At 72.5% G+C, this 20,556-nt stretch carries 12 protein-coding genes; 3 read left to right on the forward strand and 9 right to left on the reverse strand.

Annotation, left to right across the window (positions count from 1 at the left end; translation table 11 throughout):
- On the reverse strand, positions 1–771 hold a 771-nt coding region (locus ABZZ79_RS33075; protein WP_356695147.1), incomplete at its 3' end, for a maltotransferase domain-containing protein.
- 999 nt (positions 772–1,770) lie between these two features.
- Between ABZZ79_RS33075 and glgP the strand changes: the two genes are divergently transcribed.
- Positions 1,771–4,389 (forward strand): alpha-glucan family phosphorylase, encoded by a 2,619-nt coding sequence (gene glgP, locus ABZZ79_RS33080; protein ID WP_356695149.1) that lies wholly within the window; start codon positions 1,771–1,773, stop codon positions 4,387–4,389.
- Between the two features lie 6 nt (positions 4,390–4,395).
- Here glgP and ABZZ79_RS33085 read toward each other — a convergent pair whose 3' ends face one another.
- The 8 genes from ABZZ79_RS33085 to glgX all read right to left on the reverse strand — a co-directional run bounded on the left by ABZZ79_RS33085 (position 4,396) and on the right by glgX (position 17,543).
- Positions 4,396–4,893, reverse strand: coding sequence for a DUF1990 domain-containing protein (locus ABZZ79_RS33085; RefSeq protein ID WP_356695151.1), 498 nt, complete (start codon positions 4,891–4,893; stop codon positions 4,396–4,398).
- 208 nt (positions 4,894–5,101) lie between these two features.
- A complete protein-coding gene (locus ABZZ79_RS33090) occupies positions 5,102–7,138 on the reverse strand; it encodes a M4 family metallopeptidase (protein WP_356695153.1) in 2,037 nt (678 codons plus the stop codon).
- Between the two features lie 263 nt (positions 7,139–7,401).
- Positions 7,402–9,201: an ABC transporter ATP-binding protein gene (locus ABZZ79_RS33095; RefSeq protein ID WP_356695155.1), complete on the reverse strand. Its 1,800-nt coding sequence runs from the start codon at positions 9,199–9,201 to the stop codon at positions 7,402–7,404.
- On the reverse strand, positions 9,198–11,246 hold the full coding sequence (locus tag ABZZ79_RS33100) for an ABC transporter ATP-binding protein (protein ID WP_356695278.1): 2,049 nt from the start codon (positions 11,244–11,246) through the stop codon (positions 9,198–9,200). The genes ABZZ79_RS33095 and ABZZ79_RS33100 overlap by 4 nt, the downstream gene beginning before the upstream one ends.
- An 11-nt stretch (positions 11,247–11,257) precedes the next feature.
- Positions 11,258–13,114, reverse strand: coding sequence for an ABC transporter ATP-binding protein (locus ABZZ79_RS33105; protein ID WP_356695157.1), 1,857 nt, complete (start codon positions 13,112–13,114; stop codon positions 11,258–11,260).
- A complete protein-coding gene (locus ABZZ79_RS33110; protein ID WP_356695159.1) occupies positions 13,111–14,889 on the reverse strand; it encodes an ABC transporter ATP-binding protein in 1,779 nt (592 codons plus the stop codon). Before ABZZ79_RS33110 ends, ABZZ79_RS33105 begins: the two co-directional genes overlap by 4 nt.
- Positions 14,890–15,118: 229 nt before the next feature.
- The gene (locus ABZZ79_RS33115; RefSeq protein WP_356695161.1) at positions 15,119–15,214 is read right to left on the reverse strand and encodes a putative leader peptide; all 96 of its coding nucleotides are present in this window, start codon (positions 15,212–15,214) and stop codon (positions 15,119–15,121) included.
- 76 nt (positions 15,215–15,290) lie between these two features.
- Positions 15,291–17,543, reverse strand: coding sequence for a glycogen debranching protein GlgX (glgX, locus tag ABZZ79_RS33120; protein ID WP_356695163.1), 2,253 nt, complete (start codon positions 17,541–17,543; stop codon positions 15,291–15,293).
- A gap of 150 nt (positions 17,544–17,693) precedes the next feature.
- Between glgX and ABZZ79_RS33125 the strand changes: the two genes are divergently transcribed.
- Complete coding sequence (locus ABZZ79_RS33125) at positions 17,694–18,932, forward strand: Ig-like domain-containing protein (RefSeq protein ID WP_356695165.1); 1,239 nt, start codon at positions 17,694–17,696, stop codon at positions 18,930–18,932.
- A 142-nt stretch (positions 18,933–19,074) separates the two neighbouring features.
- Positions 19,075–20,316, forward strand: a complete 1,242-nt coding sequence (locus ABZZ79_RS33130; protein ID WP_356695167.1) for an Ig-like domain-containing protein — start codon at positions 19,075–19,077, stop codon at positions 20,314–20,316.
- Positions 20,317–20,556: the final 240 nt, after the last annotated feature.

Raw genomic sequence — 20,556 nt, forward strand, 5'->3', positions numbered from 1 at the left:
GGGGAAGAACTCGTACCACGAGCCGTACAGGGCCCGTTCCCGCTCCACCAGCAGCGGCATCGCCTCCGACACCGTCACCAGCTCCCGCAACGGATACCGGCCCAGAGCCGCGTCCACCTCGGGAGTCAGGGCCGCCGCCAGCCGGGAGGCGGCCGGGCGGTTCTCGTCGCGCAGGGCGTCCGCGGCGCCGAGCAGGGCCGCGCGCACACCGTCGGCCCGCGGGGCGTCGACGGCGGCACGCTCGTGCAGGCGTGCCCCCTCCTCCAGGACGAGGCCGGTGTCGATGCCCGCCGGGATCTTGATCCGCGCGTGGTGCCGCCAGGTGGCGATCGGGTCGCTCCAGGCCTCGACGGTGAACGTCCACGAGCCGGGCCGGTCCGCGGTGACGGTGGCGCCCCAGCGGTCGGTGCCGGGGGCCAGTTCACGCAGGGGCGTGAACGCGCCGATCCGGCCATCCGGGTCGGTGAGCACGACATTGGCCGAAACAGCGTCATGTCCTTCGCGGAAAACCGTCGCTGAGACCTCGAACGCCTCACCGGTCACGGCCTTCGCGGGCCGGCGTCCGTGCTGCACGACCGGCCGGACGTCGAGGACGGGGATGCGTCCGACAGCCGTGGCGGCGCCTGTGGGTGCCCGTGAGGCCGGGGGGTGTCCCGGTGAGGGTGGTTCAGGGACCGTCGCGCTCGCGGGGGCGCGCGCGGCGGTCGGGCGTACGGGGGATCGTTCGGTACTGGGCGTCGGGAGTGCCGACGTGTGGTGCTTGGCGGGCATCACCGCTCCTGTCCGCGTCAACGTGGGTGGGCGGATGGCTGGGGGAGTGGGTCCTGCTGGTGTACCTGCTGGTGTCCCTGCGACGGAACCGGTGAGGTGTACCGCAGGAGCCTTCCCACCCTATTCGGGTGGGCAATCCGGCACTTTGTTAACTACTCACGCGTATGTCTGCGCACAAGACCGGCCCCGTTCCGGATGAACGGGGCCGGTCCCATGTGTCCGCCGTTACCAGCGCGGAAAATACAGAATTTTGTTCGGCGAGCCGAGTCCCCTTCCGGACACTTTGCCGGAAGCCGCCCCTTCGGCCAAAGCCTTCGCGGCCGAAGAGGATGAGGCTTTCGGATGTCCGGAAAGGAACACCGCCGCCGTCCCGGCAGCGCGCGCGGCCGTGGACGTGCCGGAGAGAGTCACCCGCCCAGTGTCGTCGCCGCGCCGCGCGGACGTGATCGACACGCCGCGCGCGAACAGGTGGGGGACTGCACCGCAGTTCGAGCGGGCGGCGCGCCCGATCGCCCGTACGGCGCAGCCGTCGAGGACCCGCGCCGACGCGGCGCGCCCACGGGAGCGCGTCCGCCCCACTCGGGGGCCACGGCCGCATCGGGCCTGTCGGGTGAGACCGGAGATCGGCCCCAGCCGCGGCAGCCGGCAGGCTTCGGCGCCGGGTGCCGCCGACTGCACCTGAACACAGGGCAGTTGGCCCGAGGGTACGGCCGTCCTCCGCCCCATCACCCGGAGGACGGGCATCTCCTGGCCGCGTACCGGCACCCCGTTCCCCCTCACCCACATCCTCCACACGGCTCACCGCCTCTCCCGAACCCCGTACGAGGCCGCCCGCCGCCTCCAGCGGTTCGGGCACGTCCTGCCCGACGACGTCGAGTTCACGGAACACGCCGCGTGCTGAGGTTCCCGCCACCTCAACCGTGAAGTAACCACTACCGTCGACAGGGACGAAGGGACACATAGAGGTGTCCCTCCCGCGCACGCTCGACGAGGTGGAACTTGAAGGCGATTCGTCGATTCACCGTCCGACCCGTGCTTCCCGATCCCTTAACGCCCCTGAGCGATCTGGCGCGCAATCTGCGCTGGTCCTGGCACGCCGAGACCCGTGAGCTGTTCCAGTCGGTGGACCCCGACCGATGGGCCGCGTCGGACGGTGACCCCGTGCGGCTGCTGGGCAGTGTGCCGCCGCGACGGCTGGCCGAGCTCGCCCAGGACCGCCGGTTCCTGCGCCGCCTGCGAGCGGCCGTCGACGAGCTGGGCGACTACGTCCGCGGCGACCGCTGGTATCAGGCGCAGCCCCCGGGACTGCCCGCCGCCGTCGCCTACTTCTCGCCCGAGTTCGGCATCACCGCCGCCCTGCCGCAGTACTCCGGCGGGCTCGGCATCCTGGCCGGTGACCATCTGAAGGCGGCCAGCGACCTCGGCCTGCCGCTGATCGGGGTCGGCCTGCTCTACCGGCACGGCTACTTCCGCCAGACCCTCTCCCGCGACGGCTGGCAGCAGGAGCACTACCCGGTACTCGACCCCAACGAGCTGCCGCTGGCCCTCCTGGAGGAGGCCGACGGCACCCCCGCGCAGCTCTCCCTGGCGATGCCCGGCGGCCGGGCGCTGCACGCCCGGATCTGGCTCGCGCAGGTCGGCCGCATCCCGCTGCTGCTGCTCGACTCGGACGTGGAGGAGAACGACCTCGGCGAACGCGGCGTCACCGACCGGCTCTACGGCGGCGGCAGCGAGCACCGGCTGCTCCAGGAGATGCTCCTCGGCATAGGAGGAGTCCGGGCCGTGCGCACCTACTGCCGGCTCACCGGGCACGCCGAGCCGGAGGTCTTCCACACCAACGAGGGGCACGCCGGATTCCTCGGTCTGGAGCGCATCGCCGAGCTGTGCGACCGGGGGCTGGACTTCGACTCCGCCCTGGAGGCGGCGCGGGCCGGCACGGTCTTCACCACGCACACGCCCGTGCCCGCCGGCATCGACCGCTTCGACCGTGAGCTGGTCGCCCGGCACTTCGGCCCCGAGGCCGAACTCCCGCGCATCGACGTCGAGCGCATCCTGCGACTCGGCATGGAGACCTACCCGGGCGGCGAGGCCAACCTGTTCAACATGGCCGTGATGGGCCTGCGCCTGGCCCAGCGCGCCAACGGCGTCTCCCTGCTGCACGGCAACGTCAGCCGCGAGATGTTCTCCGGCCTGTGGCCCGGCTTCGACGCCGACGAGGTGCCGATCACCTCCGTCACCAACGGTGTGCACGCCCCGACCTGGGTCGCCCCCGAGGTGCTGCGGCTCGGCGCCCGGATGGTCGGCGCCCAGCGCACCGAGGACGCGCTCACCGTGGGCGACACCGACCGCTGGGACGCCGTGGCCGGTGCCTCCGACCAGGACATCTGGGAGCTGCGCCGCTCCCTGCGCGAGCAGCTCGTCGCCGAGGTGCGCTCCCGGCTGCGGACGTCCTGGCGGCAGCGCGGCGCGGGCACGGCGGAGCTCGGCTGGATCGACCAGGTCCTCGACCCGGACGTCCTCACCATCGGATTTGCCCGCCGCGTCCCGTCGTACAAGCGCCTGACGCTGATGCTTCGCGACCGCGACCGGCTGATGGACCTGCTGCTGCACCCCGAGCGGCCGGTGCAGATCGTCGTGGCCGGCAAGGCGCACCCGGCGGACGACGGCGGCAAGCGGCTCATCCAGGAACTGGTCCGGTTCGCCGACGACCCGCGGGTGCGGCACCGCATCGTCTTCCTGCCCGACTACGGCATGGCGATGGCGCAGAAGCTCTACCCAGGCTGTGACATCTGGCTGAACAACCCGCTGCGCCCGCTGGAGGCCTGCGGCACCAGCGGTATGAAGGCCGCCCTCAACGGCTGCCTCAACCTCTCCGTCCTGGACGGCTGGTGGGACGAGTGGTTCCAGCCCGACTTCGGCTGGGCGATCCCCACCGCGGACGGGGTCGGCACCGACGTCGACCACCGCGACGACATCGAGGCCGCCGCCCTCTACGACCTGCTGGAACAGCGCGTCACCCCGCGCTTCTACGAGCGCGGCCGGGGCGGGCTGCCCGAGCGCTGGATCGAGATGGTCCGCCAGACCCTCACCCTGCTCGGCCCGAAGGTGCTGGCCGGCCGGATGGTCCGCGAGTACGCGGAGCGCCTCTACGCTCCCGCCGCCCACGCCCACCGGGCCATGGACGCCGACTCGGCCCGCGAACTGGCCGCCTGGAAGGCCAGGTTGCGCGCGTCCTGGCACGCTGTGGCGGTCGACCACGTGGAGACCTCCACGTCCATGACCACCGCCGAGCTGGGCTCCACCCTTACCCTGAGGGTCCGGCTGCGCCTCGGCGACCTCGGCCCGGACGACGTCGAGGTGCAGGCCGTCTCGGGCCGGGTGGACGCCGAGGACCGTCTCACCGACGCCTTGGCGGCCCCCCTCAAGCCGGTCGGCGGCCCGGACCTGGAGGGCCACTGGTGCTACGAGGGCCCTCTCGCGCTGGACCGCACCGGCCCCTTCGGCTACACGGTCCGCATCCTGCCGTCCCACCGGCTGCTCGCGTCGAGCGCGGAACCGGGCCTGGTGGCGACGCCGTCGGAGGACGTGGTGGAGGGGGCGGGAGTGCTGCTGCGGTGACGCCGCCTACTCGGAGCAGAGCTCGCGCAGCACCTTGCCGCACCTGCGCGCGTACGCGTTCTGGAGCCCCCGTGTCGCGGCCCCGCCCGCCCGGGAGTACCACCTGGCCGGCCGGCTGAAGGCGGACACCGTGAGCCATACGGTTCCGTCTCCGGTCCGGTCCACGACGAAGGACTCCTCGCCGCACTCCGGGTGACCGTCCAGTGTCCCGTAGGCCCAGCCGGCCCGCCGGGGCTCGTCGACGGTCCACACCACGCGGCAGGGCGCCTTGATCACACCGGCGAGGGTGATGGTCACGTCACCCCCCTCGACAGCGCGCTCGGCGTCGGCCTGTACGCCGACGCCGAGCGCCTTGTGCATCTCCCAGGTGCGGACCGCTTCCGCGGCCCGCCGGAACACCGCCTCGCCCTCCCCGATCCGGGTCCGGACGTGCAGCGGATGAAAGCCGGGCGGGCAGTAGCCGTCACGACGCGTCGCGCCGACCTCGTCATAGGTGAAGGACATACCGCCCAAGCCTAGAGCCCGGTCAGCTGAAATTGACCGCCGCCCATGCCGCGGCCACCGTGGAGTACTCGGTAGTCGCCCTGGTCGGAGGCGTTCGCGGCGTAGAACTCCACGGCCGTGCCGACGGACCCTTCCCGGGCCCGGAACGCAGGGCGCCGCCCCGGCGGACGAACCACCGGGGCGGCGAGCGGAGTTGACGAGTTCCGGGTTACGGGAACGTCAGGGCCCAGCTGTTGATGTAGCCGGTGTCGATGGCCGCGTTGTCCTGGACCCGCAGCAGCCAGGTCCCGTTGGCGACCTCGGACGAGGCGTTCACCGTGTACGTGGTGTCGATGTTGTCGGCGCTGCCGCCGGTGCCGTACGCCTTCAGCGTGTAGGCCGTGCCGTCGGGCGCGACCAGCTGGACCTGGAGGTCACCGATGTAGGTGTGCACGATGTTCACCGCGACCTGGAGGTTGCTCGGCGCGTTGCCGGTGCGGCCGGTGACGGTGATCGGCGAGGTGACCGCGGCACCGACGTCCGGGATCGACACGTCGGCCGTGTTCTCGAACGTCGTGCCGCCGCCGCCACCGGAGCGGGAGCCGACCGCGACGGCCGCCCACGCGTCCTGGACCGCCTTGTACTCGGCGCTGGTGGTGCCGTACAGCTCACCGGCCACCGCGAGGGTGCCGGTACGGGCGCCCGCGTAGTTGGTGTTGGAGCTGAACTTGGTGGTCAGCGCCTTGAACCAGATCTGCTCCGCCTTGGCGCGGCCGATGCCCGTCACCGGAAGGCCGTCCGAGGTGGGCGAGTTGTAGCTGACACCGTTGATGACCTTGGCGCCGCTGCCCTCGCTGAGCATGTAGAAGAAGTGGTTCGCCGGGCCCGAGGAGTAGTGCACGTCGATCGAGCCGATGCCGGAGTACCAGCTGTCCTTGGACGCGCCGTCCTTGCTCGGCTTGTCCATGTAGCGCAGCGGCGTGCCGTCGCCGTTGATGTTGATCTCCTCGCCGATGAGGTAGTCACCGACGTCGGAGGAGTTGTTGGCGTAGAACTCCACCGTCGAGCCGAAGATGTCGGAGGTGGCCTCGTTGAGGCCGCCGGACTCGCCGCTGTAGACCAGGCCCGCCGTGGCCGCGGTCAGACCGTGGCTCATCTCGTGCGCGGCCACGTCGATCGAGGTGAGCGGGTTGGCGTTGCCCGACCCGTCGCCGTAGGTCATGCAGAAGCAGCTGTCCGACCAGAAGGCGTTGACGTAGTTGTTGCCGTAGTGGACCCGGGAGTACGCGCCGACACCGTCACCGCGGATGCCGCTGCGGCCGTGCACGTTCTTGTAGTAGTCCCAGGTCAGCGCCGCGCCGTAGTGGGCGTCGGCGCCGGCCGACTCCAGGTTCGACGGGCTGCCGTTGCCCCAGATGTCGTCGGGCCCGGAGAACAGCGTGCCGGTGCCGGACGTGCCGTGGTTGAGGTTGTACGTCTTGTGCCCGCCGCGCGCCCCGTCGGTGAGGTTGTACGTCGAGCCGGACTGCGTGGTGGTCAGGGCGACCGTGCCGCTGTAGACGGTGTTGCCGGTGCCGGTCTCGATCGCCTCCCACTCGTACAGCTTGGCGCCGGTGGTGGCGTCGGTGACGACGTGCAGTTCCTGCGGGGTGCCGTCGTGCTGGAAGCCGCCGACGACCGTCTCGTAGGCGAGGGCCGGCTTGCCGGTCGCGGCCCAGATCACCTTGCGCGGGGCGCGGTTGACGTCCGCGTCCTTGGCGTGCTCGGCCTTGGCGGCGCCCAGCGCCTGCTTCTCGGCGCGGTCCGCGGCGACCGACGGCGTGAGGGAGGCGACCTTGATGGTCGCCCGGGTCGCCTTCACGACGCCCTCGCGCGCGCCGTCCTTCGCGGTGGCGACGATCAGGTCGCCGCCGAGGACGGGCAGACCGGCGTAGGTGCGCTCGTAGCGGGTGTGCACCGTGCCGTCGCGGTCCTGGACCACGTCACGGACGACCAGCTTCTCCTTGGCGCCGAGGCCCAGTCCACGGGCGGTGTCCGCCTTGCCGGCGTTCGCCTCGCTCAGCAGCTCGGCACGCTTGGCAGGGCTGAGCTTGGCCGGAAGGGCGCCGGGGTTGACCTTGCCGACGGCCGGACGGGCCGCTTGCGGAGCCGCGGTGGCGGCACCCGACTGGACGGCGGCGGCCAGGAGTGCGGAGACGCCGACGAGGGCGACGGCCGCGGCCTTGCGGGTGTGGGAGGTGCGTCTGTGGGAGGAACTGCTTCTCAACACTGACTCCTTCTGCGGGCCGCGGGTCACGCGGCCGGGGAGAACCGGAGGGCGGGTGGGCCGTCCGGGCAGAACGGGGTGGTGCGTGAAACCACGTGCGTGAAGAGCAGTGACCGCCCCCCAGCCGGGCGTGCGACCGACTGTGGGGTTGCTGTGGGGTGGACGTGGGAAGAGTGGCAGGAGATCCGGCATCCTGTCAGGAGCGCGTCAATAGATTGGCTGGAAATCGTCCGTTGACCGGAGGCTCGCGTTCGATATTCGGACTATTCGCCTGACTTGAAGGCGCTGTCCCCGACAGGGCCGGCGGACGTGCCCGCGGCCTCCGGTTCCCCGTGCCAGGTCCGCCACAGCCGCGCGTACGGCCCGCCCGCCGCCACCAGCTCCTCGTGCGTGCCGAGTTCGGCGATCCGGCCGTCCTCCATCACCGCCACCCGGTCCGCGTCGTGCGCGGTGTGCAGCCGGTGCGCGACCGCGATGACCGTACGACCGTGCAGTACGGCGGCCAGGGCGCGCTCGGCGTGCCGTGCGGTCGCCGGGTCCAGCAGGGCCGTGGCCTCGTCCAGGATCAGCGTGTGCGGGTCGGCCAGCACCACCCGGGCGAGAGCGAGCTGCTGGGACTGCGGGCCGTCCACCGGGATGCCGGACGCGCCCACCTCGGCGTCCAGTCCGCCGGATTCGCGCACCCAGCCGTCGGCGCCGACCGTGGCCAGAGCCCGCCACAGCGGGCCGTCCTCCGCGTCCGGCGCGGCGATCCGCAGATTGTCCCGAATCGTGCCCAGGAAGACATGGTGCTCCTGGGTCACCAGCACCACCTGCCGCCGCAACTGCTCGGGATCCAGGGCCGCCACCGGTACCCCGCCGACCGTCACCGACCCCTCGGTCGGCGCGTCCACCCCCGCCAGCAGCCGGCTCAGCGTCGTCTTCCCGGCCCCCGACGGACCCACCATCGCGAGCCGCTCACCGGGGCGGATCGTGAGATCCACACCGCGCAGGACCTCGCCCCCGCGGCCGTAGGAGTAGCGCACGCCGGAGACGTCGATACGGTCGTCCGCGGGGGCCGCCGCCGGACCCCGGGCCGTGCGCGGGGCCCCGGCCAGGCCCTCGACCCGGGCGAACGAGGCGCCGCTGCTCTGCAGTTGCTCTACCCGCATCAGGATCTCGTCCAGCGGCGAGCCGAACTGCTGGAGGTACACGGCCGCCGCCACCACCGAGCCCAGGCTCAGCATCCCGTGCGTGTGCAGCACCCCGCCGATCAGCAGCACACCGGCGACCGGGAGGACGTACGACACCTCCACCACCGGGAAGAACACCGTACGCAGCCACAGCGTGTGCAGGCGCCGCCGCCGGGACACCGCGAGCGCCTCCCGGCTCGCCGCGATCCGCCGCCGCTGGAGCCGGAACGCCTCCACCGTGCGCGCCCCGGCCGCGGTGGCCGCGAGGATCTCGGCGACCTCGGAACCGGCCGCGCCCTCGGCGAGGTAGCCGTCCCGGGCCCGGCGCAGATACCAGCGCAGCATCAGCCAGACCGGGAGGAGCCCGCACACGCCCACCGCGCCGAGCAGCGGGTCGACGGCGAACGTCGCGCCGAGCAGGAACAGCGCCTGTGCCAGGTTGATCAGCAGGTCGGGGCCCGCGTCGCGCAACGTGGTGCCCACGGCGGTCACGTCCGCCGTGCCGCGCGCCGTCAGGTCGCCGGTGCCCGCCCGCTCCACCGCCGACGCGGGCAGCGCGAGCGCCCGGTCGACGAACTCCTCGCGCACCCGCGCGAGCGTCCGCTCCCCGAAACGGTGGCCCACGTAACGGGCCCAGCGGGCCAGCAGCAACTGGGCCAGCGAGCACGCCACGATGGCGAGCGCGAGCCGGTCCACCGCGTCGGTTCCGGACCCGGCCCGGACTTCGTCCACGATCCTGCCCAGCAGCCAGGGGCCCGCCAGGCCCGCGGCGGCCGCGGCGGCGTTGAGGGCGGCCACCACGGTGAAGGCCCGCGCGTCGGCGCGCACCAGCCGCAGTGAGGCGCGGCGCACCTCGGCGGGCTGCGCGACGGGCAGTTGACCCCGGCTCATCGCGCGGCCTCCTCGGCGGCGTCGCGGGACACCAGCGCGCGGTAGCCCGGTTCCTCGGCCAGCAGCCGGGCGTGCCTCCCACTCGCGGCGACCTTGCCGTCGACGAGGTAGTACACGGTGTCCGCCCGGTCCAGCACCAGGGGGGAGGTGCTGGTCACCACGGTCGTGCGGCCCGCGCGTCCGGTGCGCAGGCGCTCGGCGACCTGTGCCTCCGTGTGGGCGTCCAGGGCCGAGGTGGGTTCCACGGCGATGAGGACCTCCGGGTCGTAGAGCAGGGCTCGGGCCAGGCGGATGCGTTGGCGTTGGCCGCCGGAGAGGTTGCGGGCCTGGGCGTCGATCATGGAGTCGAGGGCGGCGGGGAGGGAGTGGAGGATGTCCTCGGCGGCGGCGGTGTGCAGGGCGTGGTGGAGTTTCGCGTCCTGAGGTGCGGTTTGGGGTGGGGCCGCGTTCGGCGGTGCCGCTTGCTGTGGTTCGGGGTTCGGGGGTGCGCCCTGCTGTGGTTCGGCGTTCGGGGGTGCCGCTTGCTGTGGTCGTCCGGCTGTTCCCGTGTCGTGGTTGGTCGCGCAGTTCCCCGCGCCCCTTTGGGGTGTTGGGCTGCTGGGGGGTGCGTTGTTCCGGTGGGCGTTCGGGGGTGCCGCTTGCTGTGGTTGTGCGGCTGTTCCCGCGTCGTGGTTGGTCGCGCAGTTCCCCGCGCCCCTTGGGGGGGTTGGGCTGCTGGGAGGTTTGGCGTTCTGGTGTTCCTTGACCAGGGCCGCGTGGTGGGGGGTTGGGTCGGTGGTGATTACCTCTCTGAGGGGGCCTGCGAACAGGTCCGCCTCGGGGGTGGCCAGGAGGATTCGGGATCTCACCTGGGGGAGAGGGATGTCGGAGAGGGGTATGTTGCCCCAGGTGGCTGCCGAGGGCTCGTAGCGGGCCAGTCGGTCGGCGACGGCCGAGGCGTCCGCGGGGCGTTCCGCCGCGAGGGCCGTCAGGTGGCCGGGGCGTACCCGCACGCCGGAGTCCGGGTCGTGCAGCACGGACGGCTCCGCGGGCGCCTGCGTCGTGCCGGTGTCGGGGTCGGGCTCCAGGCGCAGCAGCCGTACCACCCGCCGGGCGGCCACCACGCCCCGCCCCAGCTGGTAGCCGCACTCCAGGAGGAACGCCACCGGGCGCACCAGCACCGCCACATAGCCGTACACCGCGACCAACTCGCCCACGGTGATGGTGCCCTGGGCTGCCAGACGGGCCGCGAGCCAGGTCACCACCGCCAGGAACAGCGTCGGCAGCCCGATGCCCAGCGCCTGCATCCAACTGGTCACGGCCCCCACGCGGTAGCCCTGCTCGCGCAGCCGCGCCGAGTCCTCGCGGAACCCCTGCGCGAACAGCCCCTTGCCGCCCAGGCCGTTGAGCACGCGCAGACCGCCCGCGAGGTCCCCGATCCGGGCGGTGAGCACGCCCTGCCGCTCCCGGTACTCGGTCTCGGCGCCCTGGAGCCGGCCCATCAGCGGGCCGACGAGCACCGCGAGGAACGGCACGCCGAGCAGCACCACCGCGGCGAGCTGCCCCGACACCGACAGCAGCAGTCCGGCGACCACGCCGTAGGCGACCACCGCGCCGACCCCGGGCCCGACCACGGTCAGGCAGCCGCTGATCTGCTGCACGTCGCCCACGCCGATCGTCATGACCTCGCCGGTCCCGATCCGCCGCGGCAGCGCGGCTCCGAGCCGCACCGCGTGTCCGACGACGACCTTCACCGTGCGGAAGTTGGCGTCCATCCGCACCCGGGTCATCGTGCGGTGCCGCATGACGCCCAGCCAGGCGTTGAACGCCCCGACCGCCACCAGCGCGCCCGTCCACCCGGCCAGCGCGCCCAGGTCGCCCGGCACCAGCCCCTCGTCGACGGCCCGCGCCATCAGATACGGCGTCGCCGACAGCAGCACCATCCACGCGCTGCCCAGCACGGCCCCCGCCACCGACCGGCCCGGCTGGCGCAGCACGAGCCACCACAGATAGCGCCAGCCGCCGCGGTGGTCGGGCGTGCCGGGGTCCTCGTAGGCGTCGATCACCTGCCGTCGCCTCACGCCAGGCTGTCCCGCCACGCCCGGTGCAGATCCGCGAACCTGCCGGTGCCGGAGACGAGTTCGGCCGGAGTGCCGTCCTCCACGACGCGGCCGTGCTCCATCACCAGCACCCGGTCCGCGATCTCGACCGTGGACAGCCGGTGCGCGATCACCACCGCGGTACGGCCCTTGAGCACGGTCGTCATCGCCCGCTGCACCGCGCGCTCGCCCGGGATGTCCAGCGAGCTGGTCGCCTCGTCCAGGATCAGCACCGCCGGGTCGGCGAGCAGCGCCCGTGCGAACGAGATGAGTTGGCGCTGTCCCGCGGAGACGCGGCCGCCCCGCTTGCGGACGTCGGTGTCGTAGCCGTCGGGCAGGGCGCTGATGAAATCGTGCGCGCCGATCGCCTTCGCGGCCCGCTCGATCTCCTCGCGGGTGGCGTCGGGGCGGCCGATGGCGATGTTCTCGGCGACCGTGCCGGAGAAGAGGAACGCCTCCTGGGTCACCATCACCACCGCGCGCCGCAGTTCGGAGAAGGCCAGCTCGCGCAGGTCGACGCCGTCCAGCAGCACCTGGCCCTCGGTCGGGTCGTAGAACCGGGCGAGCAGCTTGGCCAGGGTGGACTTGCCCGCGCCGGTCGAGCCGACCACCGCGACCGTCTGCCCGGCAGGCAGGGTCAGGTCGAAGCGGGGCAGCACCTCGCCGCCGGTGCGGTAGGCGAACCGGACGCCGTCGAAGACGGCCTCACGGCCCGGCAGTTCGCCCGGCGCCGGGGGAAGCTGCCGAGTGGCGGCGGGCTCGGGGACCGACGGCGTCTGCGCGAGCAGTCCGGCGATCTTCGCCAGCGAGGCGGCCGCCGACTGGTAGGAGTTGAGGAACATGCCCAGCCGGTCGATCGGGTCGTACAGCCGCCGCAGGTACAGCACGGCCGCGGCCAGCACGCCGAGGGCCAGGGTGCCGTCGGCGACCCGGTAGGCGCCCCACAGCACGATCAGCGCGACGGCCGTGTTGGCGACCAGCCGGGAGCCGATCACATAGCGGGCCATCTCCAGCAGGGCGTCGCCGTTGGTGCGCTCGTGGTGGCGGTTGAGCACCCCGAACTCGGCGTCGTTGACCGCCTCGCGGCGGAACGCGCGCACCGGGCGGATGCCGTTCATCGTCTCCACGAACTTCACGATCACCCGCGCGATCGCCGTGGAGCGCTCCTCGTACACCCGCGCAGCCCGTCGCTGGTACAGCCGGACCAGCCCGTACAGCGGCACGAACGACCCCACCGCGACCGCGCCGAGGCCGAGATCCAGCCAGAGCAGCAGCGCCGAGATGTAGACGAAGGACAGCACCACCGTCACGAGTTCCTGCAGACCCTCGTCCAGCAGCTCGCGCAGCGACTCCACGTCGGTGGTGGACCGGGAGATCAGCCGGCCCGAGGTGTAGCGCTCGTGGAAGTCGACGCTGAGCGCCTGGGCGTGCCGGAAGATCCTGCCGCGCAGGTCGAGCAGCACGTCCTGGTTGACCCGGGCGGAGGCGATGATGAACGCGTACTGGAGCGCGCCCGAGGCCAGCGCGCTCAGCAGGTAGCCGGCCGCCACCGCCCACAGCGGGCCCAAGTCGTCCTCGCGGAAGGCGGGGACCGCCCGGTCGATGGCGTACGCCACGAGCAGCGGGCCCGCCTGGACCGCGGCCTGCTGGAGCAGCAGCCAGAGCGTGGTGAGCGCGACCCTGGCCTTCATGGGGGCGAGCAGGGAGCGCAGCAGGGCGCCCACGGCCCCCGGGGGTGTGGGCAGGGTGTCGCTGTCGAACGGGTCGCCGCCGCGGCGGGCCGGTTCGTCGTCGGCAGGGTCCCGTGTCTTCGCACCGGCGGCTGTCGCCGTCATACCTGGGCCTCCTCGTCCGCTCCGGACATCAGGTGCGCGTACTCGGCGTTGGTGCGCAGCAGTTCGTGGTGGGTGCCGACGGCCGCGATGCGGCCCTCGGAGAGCAGGGCGACCCGGTCGGCGAGCAGCACGGTGGAGGGCCGGTGCGCGACGATCAGGGCGGTGGTGTCGGCCAGCACGCGGCGCAGCGCGGCCTCCACGGCGGCCTCCGTGTGCACGTCCAGCGCGGACAGCGGGTCGTCGAGCACCAGGTATCTCGGTCTGCCGACGACCGCGCGGGCCAGCGCCAGCCGCTGCCGCTGCCCGCCGGAGAGGCTGAGGCCCTGCTCGCCGACCTGGGTGTCCGTGCCCTGGGGCAGGGCGTGGGCGAAGCCGGCCTGGGCGATGTCGAGGGCCCGCGCGAGGTCCTCGGGGCCCGCGTCGGCGCCCGTTCCCATGAGGACGTTCTCGCCGACGCTCGCCGAGAAGAGGGTGGGTTCCTCGAAGGCCACGGCGACGAGAGCGCGCAGTTCCTCTCTGGGGATGGTGGTGATGTCCACGCCGTCGACGGTGATGCGGCCGCCGGTCGCCTCGTGCAGCCGGGGGACCAGGGCGGTGAGGGTGGTCTTGCCGCTGCCGGTGGCGCCCACCAGGGCCATGGACTCGCCGGGTCTGATGTGCAGGTCCACGCGGTCCAGGACGGGGGCGGTGCCGGCGGGAGCGTCGGGATAGCGGAAGGTGACGGCGTCGAACCGGAGACCGTCGTCGCCGGGGTGCTTCACGGCGCCCCGCGCGCCGGTGTCCTCCGGCTCCGCGTCCATCACCTCGAAGTACCGCTCGGTCGCCGTAGCCGCCTCCTGGCTCATGGCGAGCAGGAAGCCGATGGAGTCGACGGGCCAGCGCAGGGCGAGGGCGGTGGAGAGGAAGGCGACGAGGGTGCCCGCGGACAGCTCGCCGTCGGCCACGCGTACGGTGCCCAGCACCAGCGCGGCCCCGATCGCGAGCTCCGGGAGGGTCACGATGACGGCCCAGATCATCGCCAGCAGACGGGCCTTGCGCAGCTCCGTGCCCCGCAGGGTGCGGGACAGTTCGCGAAAGGCGCGGGCCTGGCTGCGGTGGCGGCCGAAGCCCTTGACGATACGGATGCCGAGGACGCTCTCCTCGACCACCGTCGTCAGGTCGCCGACCTGGTCCTGGGCGAGCCGGGCCACCTCCGCGTAGCGCTTCTCGAAGAGCACGCAGGTGACGACCACTGGGAGCGCCGGGATCAGGATCACCAGGCCGAGGACGACGTCCTGGGCGAGCATGATCACGATGCCCGCGAGGATCGTCACCCCGTTGACGAGGAGGAAGGTCAGCGGGAAGGCCAGGAACATGCGCAGGAGCATGAGGTCGGTCGTGGCGCGCGAGAGCAACTGGCCCGATGCCCACCGGTCGTGGAAGGACACCGGCAGGCGCTGGAGGTGCCGGTAGAGGGCGGCCCGCATCGACGCCTCGACACCCGACAGCGGCCGCGCCACCAGCCAGCGGCGGAACCCGAACAGCACGGCCTCGGCGAAGCCGAGCAGGAGCAGGAACAGCGCGCCCAGCCACACCCCGGCCGGGTCGCCGTCGGCGACGGGCCCGTCCACGACCCACTTCAGGACGAGCGGGATCACCAGCCCCAGACAGGAGGCGACGACCGCGACGAGCGCGGCGGTGAACAGCCGCGCCCGGACGGGCCGGACGTACGGCCACAGGCGCAGCAGGCTGCGGACGGCGGAGCGGTCCTCGGTGGTTGCACGTGTCGTGGACATCAGCAGCGAGCCTACGGTTCACCACTGACACTGCCCACCGAGTTTCGGCGGGGCCCGGCCTCGCGACGCGGCCAGGTCGACTCCGTACGCCGTTCACACCGACCACCCCCCGCGCTCCCCGATCCACCGCCCCCGGACGGCCACCACAAACCTCCAGCGACGGCCGGGCCACCGGGTTCCCGGTCCTCCCTCAGGGACGTTCGGGGCCGTCGGTCGACAGGGCCGTGGCTCAGTGACAGAGCGCGCTGCGCTGTCGGCACAGGTCGACGTGGCGCCGCTCCACGAGCGCGGCGTACGCGCACCAGTGATCGATGGACGGCCTCATGACCAGGGACGGTGCCAGCCCGGCCGGGGCCGGTCAACGCTCCGGCCGCGGAGTTCACGGACCGGCAACAGTTGCCTCAGCCGACCTTCAGCAGCAGCACCGACCGCGCCGGCACCGTGATCACCGCCCCCGCCCGGTGCACGACCGCCGGTGCCTCGCCCTGCTCCTCGCGGGAGGTGTCGACGACCAGCTCGTAGGTCTCCGCCCACGGCGGCCCCGGCAGCACGAACTCGGTCGGGTGGTCGGCGGCGTGCAGGACGGCCAGGAAGCTCTCGTCGAGCACCGGGGCGCCGCGGCCGTCCCGGCCGGGGATGTCCCGCCCGGACAGATACATGCCGAGCGTGGCGGCGGGGGCGTACCAGTCGCCCTCGGTCATCTCCGAGCCCCGCGCGGTGAACCAGGCCAGGTCCCGCAGCCCGTCAGCCGAGTGGGGCCGGCCGGAGAAGAAGGCCCGGCGGCGCAGCACCGGGTGCCGGTGGCGCAGCGCGATCAGTCGGGACGTCAGCTCGAACAGGGCCTTCCAGCCGGGGTCGTCCAGCAGCGACCAGTCCACCCAGCTGGTCTCGTTGTCCTGGCAGTAGGCGTTGTTGTTGCCGTGCTGGGTGCGCCCGAGCTCGTCGCCCGCGACCAGCATCGGCACGCCCGTCGACAGCAGCAGGGTGGTCAGCAGGTTGCGCAGTTGCCGCCGCCGCAGCGCGCGTACGCCCTCGTCGTCGGTCTCGCCCTCGGCGCCGCAGTTCCAGGAACGGTTGTCGTCGGTGCCGTCCCGGTTGTCCTCGCCGTTGTCCTCGTTGTGCTTGTGCCCGTACGAGACGAGGTCGCGCAGGGTGAAGCCGTCGTGCGCGGTGACGAAGTTGACCGAGGCGTACGGCCGCCGCCCGCCCCAGGCGTACAGGTCGCTCGACCCCGACAGCCGGTAGCCCAGATCCCGTACGTCGGGCAGCGCGCCCCGCCAGAAGTCCCGCACGGCCCCCCGGTAGCGGTCGTTCCACTCCGTCCACAGCGGCGGGAACGCGCCCACCTGGTAGCCGCCCGAGCCGACGTCCCACGGCTCGGCGATCAGCTTGACCCGGCGCAGCACCGGGTCCTGGGCGATGACCGCGAGGAACGGCGAGAGCATGTCGACGTCGTGCATCGAGCGGGCCAGCGCGGCCGCCAGGTCGAAGCGGAAGCCGTCCACGCCCATCTCCGTCACCCAGTAGCGCAGGGAGTCGGTGATCAGCCGCAGCACATGGGGCTGGACCACATGGAGGGTGTTCCCGCAGCCCGTGTAGTCGGCGTACCTGCGGGCGTCCGGCTGGAGGCGGTAGTAGCCCCGGTTGTCGATGCCCTTCAGCGACAGCGTCGGGCCCAGCTCGCCCGCCTCGGCGGTGTGGTTGTAGACCACGTCGAGGACGACCTCGATCCCGGCCGCGTGCAGCGCCCGCACCATCCGCTTGAACTCGCCGACCTGCTGGCCGGCCGTACCGCAGGCCGCGTAGGCCGAGTGCGGGGCGAAGTAGCCGATGGAGTTGTAGCCCCAGTAGTTGCGCAGGCCCCGGCGCAGCAGATGGTCCTCGTGCGCGAACTGGTGGACCGGGAGCAGCTCCACGGCCGTCACGCCCAGCTTCACCAGGTGCTCGATCGCCGCCGGGTGCGCCAGCCCGGCGTACGTGCCGCGCAGTTCCCGCGGGATGCCGGGGTGCAGCTTGGTGAAGCCGCGCACATGCACCTCGTAGATCACCGAGTCCGCCCACGGGGTCTTCGGGCGGCGGTCGTCGGCCCAGTCGTCGTCATCGTGGACGACGACGCCCTTGGGGACGTACGGCGCCGAGTCGCGGTCGTCGCGGACCGTGTCGGCGATGTGCTGCTGCGGCCAGTCGCGGACATGGCCGTAGACCTCCGGCGGCAGGGCGCTGTAATCATTCCCTTTGGCGCCGTCCACCGCGCGCGCGTACGGGTCGAGCAGCAGCTTCGCCGGATTCCAGCGGGCGCCGGTCCACGGGTCCCAGCGGCCGTGCACCCGGTAGCCGTAACGCTGGCCGGGCAGCACGCCGGGGACGAAGCCGTGCCAGATCTCATGGGTCAGCTCGGTGAGCCGGGCCCGGGTCTCGCGGCCCTCCTCGTCGAACAGACACAGCTCGACGGCCTCCGCCCCGCCCGCCCACAGCGCGAAGTTGGTGCCCGCCACGCCGTCCGGGCCGACCCGGAACCGGGCACCCAGCGGGGTCGGCGCGCCCGGCCACACGGGCACGGCGGGGACGGGCGCCCCGCGCCGTGCCCCCTCGACGACGGCGGCCGTACGCCCGTCCTGGACGGCCACCGCCTCCTGCTCGGCTGCGCTCGACACCTGTCGGCCTCCCGCGGCTCGTGGCACGACACGGAAAGGGCGCGCCGGCTACGCCCTCACCTCGGCTCGTGTCGTCCCTTCCCACTGTTCTGCCCAGAGCTTGGGTCGCACTCACGTTTCCCCAGGGCGGGCCCGTCGTTGGGCACGGATGTGAGGCACGTACATGAGCGCGCGCGGCGCGCGGGGGCCGCACTGGCCGCCGTACTGACATGGGCAGGACTGCTGGCCGGCGCGGCCGGCTGCACGGGCGGCGGGGGGCTGGACAGCATGCTGGGCAAGCCCCCTTCGGCCGAGGACGTCATCCGGATCACCCCGCTGGACGGCAGCAGGGACGTGCGGCCCGACCGGCCGCTGTCGGTGGCGGTGCCCGACGGCCGGCTGGAGTCGGTCAGGGTCACGGCGTCGCAGGACGCCCAGGAGGCGGAGGTGCCCGGCCGGATCTCCGACGACGGGCTGAGCTGGCGGCCCGACGGCAGGCGGCTCGCGCTGGCCGCCAGGTACAGCGTCGACGTGGTCGCCCTCGACGGCCACGGCCGCCGGTCGGCCCGGCACACGACGTTCACGACGTACGTCCCGCGGGAGCGGTTCATCGGGTACGTCAGCCCGGAGAACCGGGCCACGGTCGGCACCGGGATGATCGTCTCCCTGGAGTTCAACCGGGAGATCGAGAACCGTGCCGCGGTCGAACGGGCGGTGCGGGTCACCTCGCGGCCGGCCGTGGAGATCCGCCCGCACTGGTTCGGCGGCGGCCGGCTGGACTTCCGGCCCGAGGAGTACTGGAAGCCCGGTACCGAGGTCACCGTCGAGCTGCGGCTGCGGGACGTGGAGGGCGCGCCCGGTGTGTACGGGCTGCAGTACAAGACGTTCGGCTTCACGGTCGGCCGCAGCCAGGTCTCCCTGGTCGACGCCGCCCGGCACACCATGGAGGTGCGGCGCGACGGCGAGCTGCTGGCGACCGTGCCGGTCACCGCGGGCGCCCCGAAGACGACGACGTACAACGGCAGGATGGTCGTCACCGAGATGTACGAGGTGACCCGGATGAACGGCGCCACGGTCGGCTTCAAGAAGAAGGACGGCAAGGGCGAGTACGACATCCCGGACGTGCCGCACGCCATGCGCCTGACCGATTCGGGCACCTTCCTGCACGGCAACTACTGGGCGGACGCCTCCGTGTTCGGCAGCAGCAACGTCAGCCACGGCTGTGTCGGTCTGCAGGACGTCAAGGGCGGCGGGGCGCAGACGCCGGCGGGCTGGTTCTTCGACCGCAGCCTGATCGGGGACGTGGTGGAGGTCGTGCGCAGCAAGGACAAGCAGGTCGCTCCCGACAACGGTCTCGGCGGCTGGAACATGGGCTGGCAGGAGTGGAAGGCGGGCAGCGCCGTCAAGTAGCTCCCCGGACCGGGCCGGTTGGGACCGAACGGTGACAATCGCGCGACCTCGGTGCTCCTGAACAGGTGGTTAATATGCGCCAATGCGCGCAGGAGCCGCGCTGTCGCGGGCCCGACCAGGCCCGGGGGAGGGGAGTAGGACGTTGAAGGTTCGACCGATACCGGGGGCGTCGGTTGACGCACGTGGGCGGCGGCTGGGGGCCGTGTTCGCCGGTGTGCTGCTGCTGGCAGTGACGGCCTGCGGCGGTGGGGGATCGGATTCCGGGAAGGACCCGGGGGACGGCAAGGACAAGGGCAAGAACGCGGCGCCGGCCGCGAGCGGGCAGTCGCAGGCCGTCGTCACCATCGCGCCGAAGAACGGCGCCACCGACGTCGACACCAGCGGCAGGCTGAAGGTCGGCGCGGCGGGGGGCAAGCTGACCGAGGTCGTCGTCAAGGACGGCAAGGGCACGAGGATCGAGGGCTCGATCTCCGGCGACGGCGCCTCCTGGACGCCCGCCACGCATCTGGCGGCCGCCACCAAGTACCAGGTGCACGCCGTCGCCAAGGACGCCGAGGGGCGCACCGCCGCCGAGGACTCCAGCTTCACCACGCTGACGCCGGACAACACCTTCGTCGGCACCTTCACCCCCGAGGACGGCTCCACGGTCGGCGTCGGCATGCCGTTCTCGGTCCGCTTCACCCGGGGCATCACCAACCCCGACGACGTCGAGAAGGCCGTCAGGATCAAGACGGAGCCGGCCGTCGACGTCGAGGGCCACTGGTTCGGCAACGACCGCCTCGACTTCCGGCCGGAGAAGTACTGGAAGGCCGGCACGAAGGTCACCGTCGAGCTGAACCTCGACGGCGTCGAGGGCCGCGACGGCGTCTACGGCGAGCAGTCCAGGACCGTCTCCTTCACCATCGGCCGCTCGCAGGTGTCGATCGTGGACGCCTCCAAGCAGACCATGAAGGTCATGCGGGACGGCAAGCTGTTCAAGACCGTCCCGGTGACCACCGGCAAGCCCGGCTACGCCACCTGGAACGGCGCGATGGTCATCAGCGAGAAGTTCACCGTGACCCGGATGAACGGCGACACGGTCGGCTACGACGGCGAGTACGACATCAAGGACGTGCCGCACGCCATGCGCCTGACCGACTCCGGCACCTTCGTGCACGGCAACTACTGGGGCGGCGACGCCTTCGGCAACTACAACGCCAGCCACGGCTGCATCGGACTGCGCGACGTGCGCGGCGGCTGGGACGAGGACGTCGAGGCGGCCTGGTTCTTCAAGCAGTCGATGATCGGTGACGTGGTGCTCGTGAAGAACTCCACCGACCCGACCGTCGAGCCGTCCAACGGCCTCAACGGCTGGAACCTGTCCTGGGACGAGTGGACGAAGTAGCCCCTCCCGGCGGCGGGCCCGGTGCCGTGACCTACGGCCGGGCCCGCCGCCGTTGACAGTCGCACGGCGCCTGCCGGGGGACAACCGCCGGACCCGCCGCCGGGTGTGGGCGACCGCACCGACGCGGTTGCGGTTAGCCCCCGTGCGGTGCTTGCGCGGGGGCGGCCCTCGGACCTCCGGCCGGGTGTGGGCGGGCGCACCGGCGCGGTTGCGGTTAGCCACCGTGCTGTGCCTGCCCGG

This window comes from Streptomyces sp. NPDC006458 (assembly GCF_040612135.1).
Taxonomy (GTDB): domain Bacteria; phylum Actinomycetota; class Actinomycetes; order Streptomycetales; family Streptomycetaceae; genus Streptomyces.

Coding starts and splice junctions, on each gene's coding strand:
- ABZZ79_RS33085 (WP_356695151.1), bottom strand. CDS start 4,893: ATGTCCTTCACCTATGACGAGGTCGGCGCGACGCGTCGTGACGGCTAC.
- ABZZ79_RS33095 (WP_356695155.1), bottom strand. CDS start 9,201: ATGAGCCGGGGTCAACTGCCCGTCGCGCAGCCCGCCGAGGTGCGCCGC.
- ABZZ79_RS33105 (WP_356695157.1), bottom strand. CDS start 13,114: ATGACGGCGACAGCCGCCGGTGCGAAGACACGGGACCCTGCCGACGAC.
- ABZZ79_RS33110 (WP_356695159.1), bottom strand. CDS start 14,889: ATGTCCACGACACGTGCAACCACCGAGGACCGCTCCGCCGTCCGCAGC.
- ABZZ79_RS33115 (WP_356695161.1), bottom strand. CDS start 15,214: ATGAGGCCGTCCATCGATCACTGGTGCGCGTACGCCGCGCTCGTGGAG.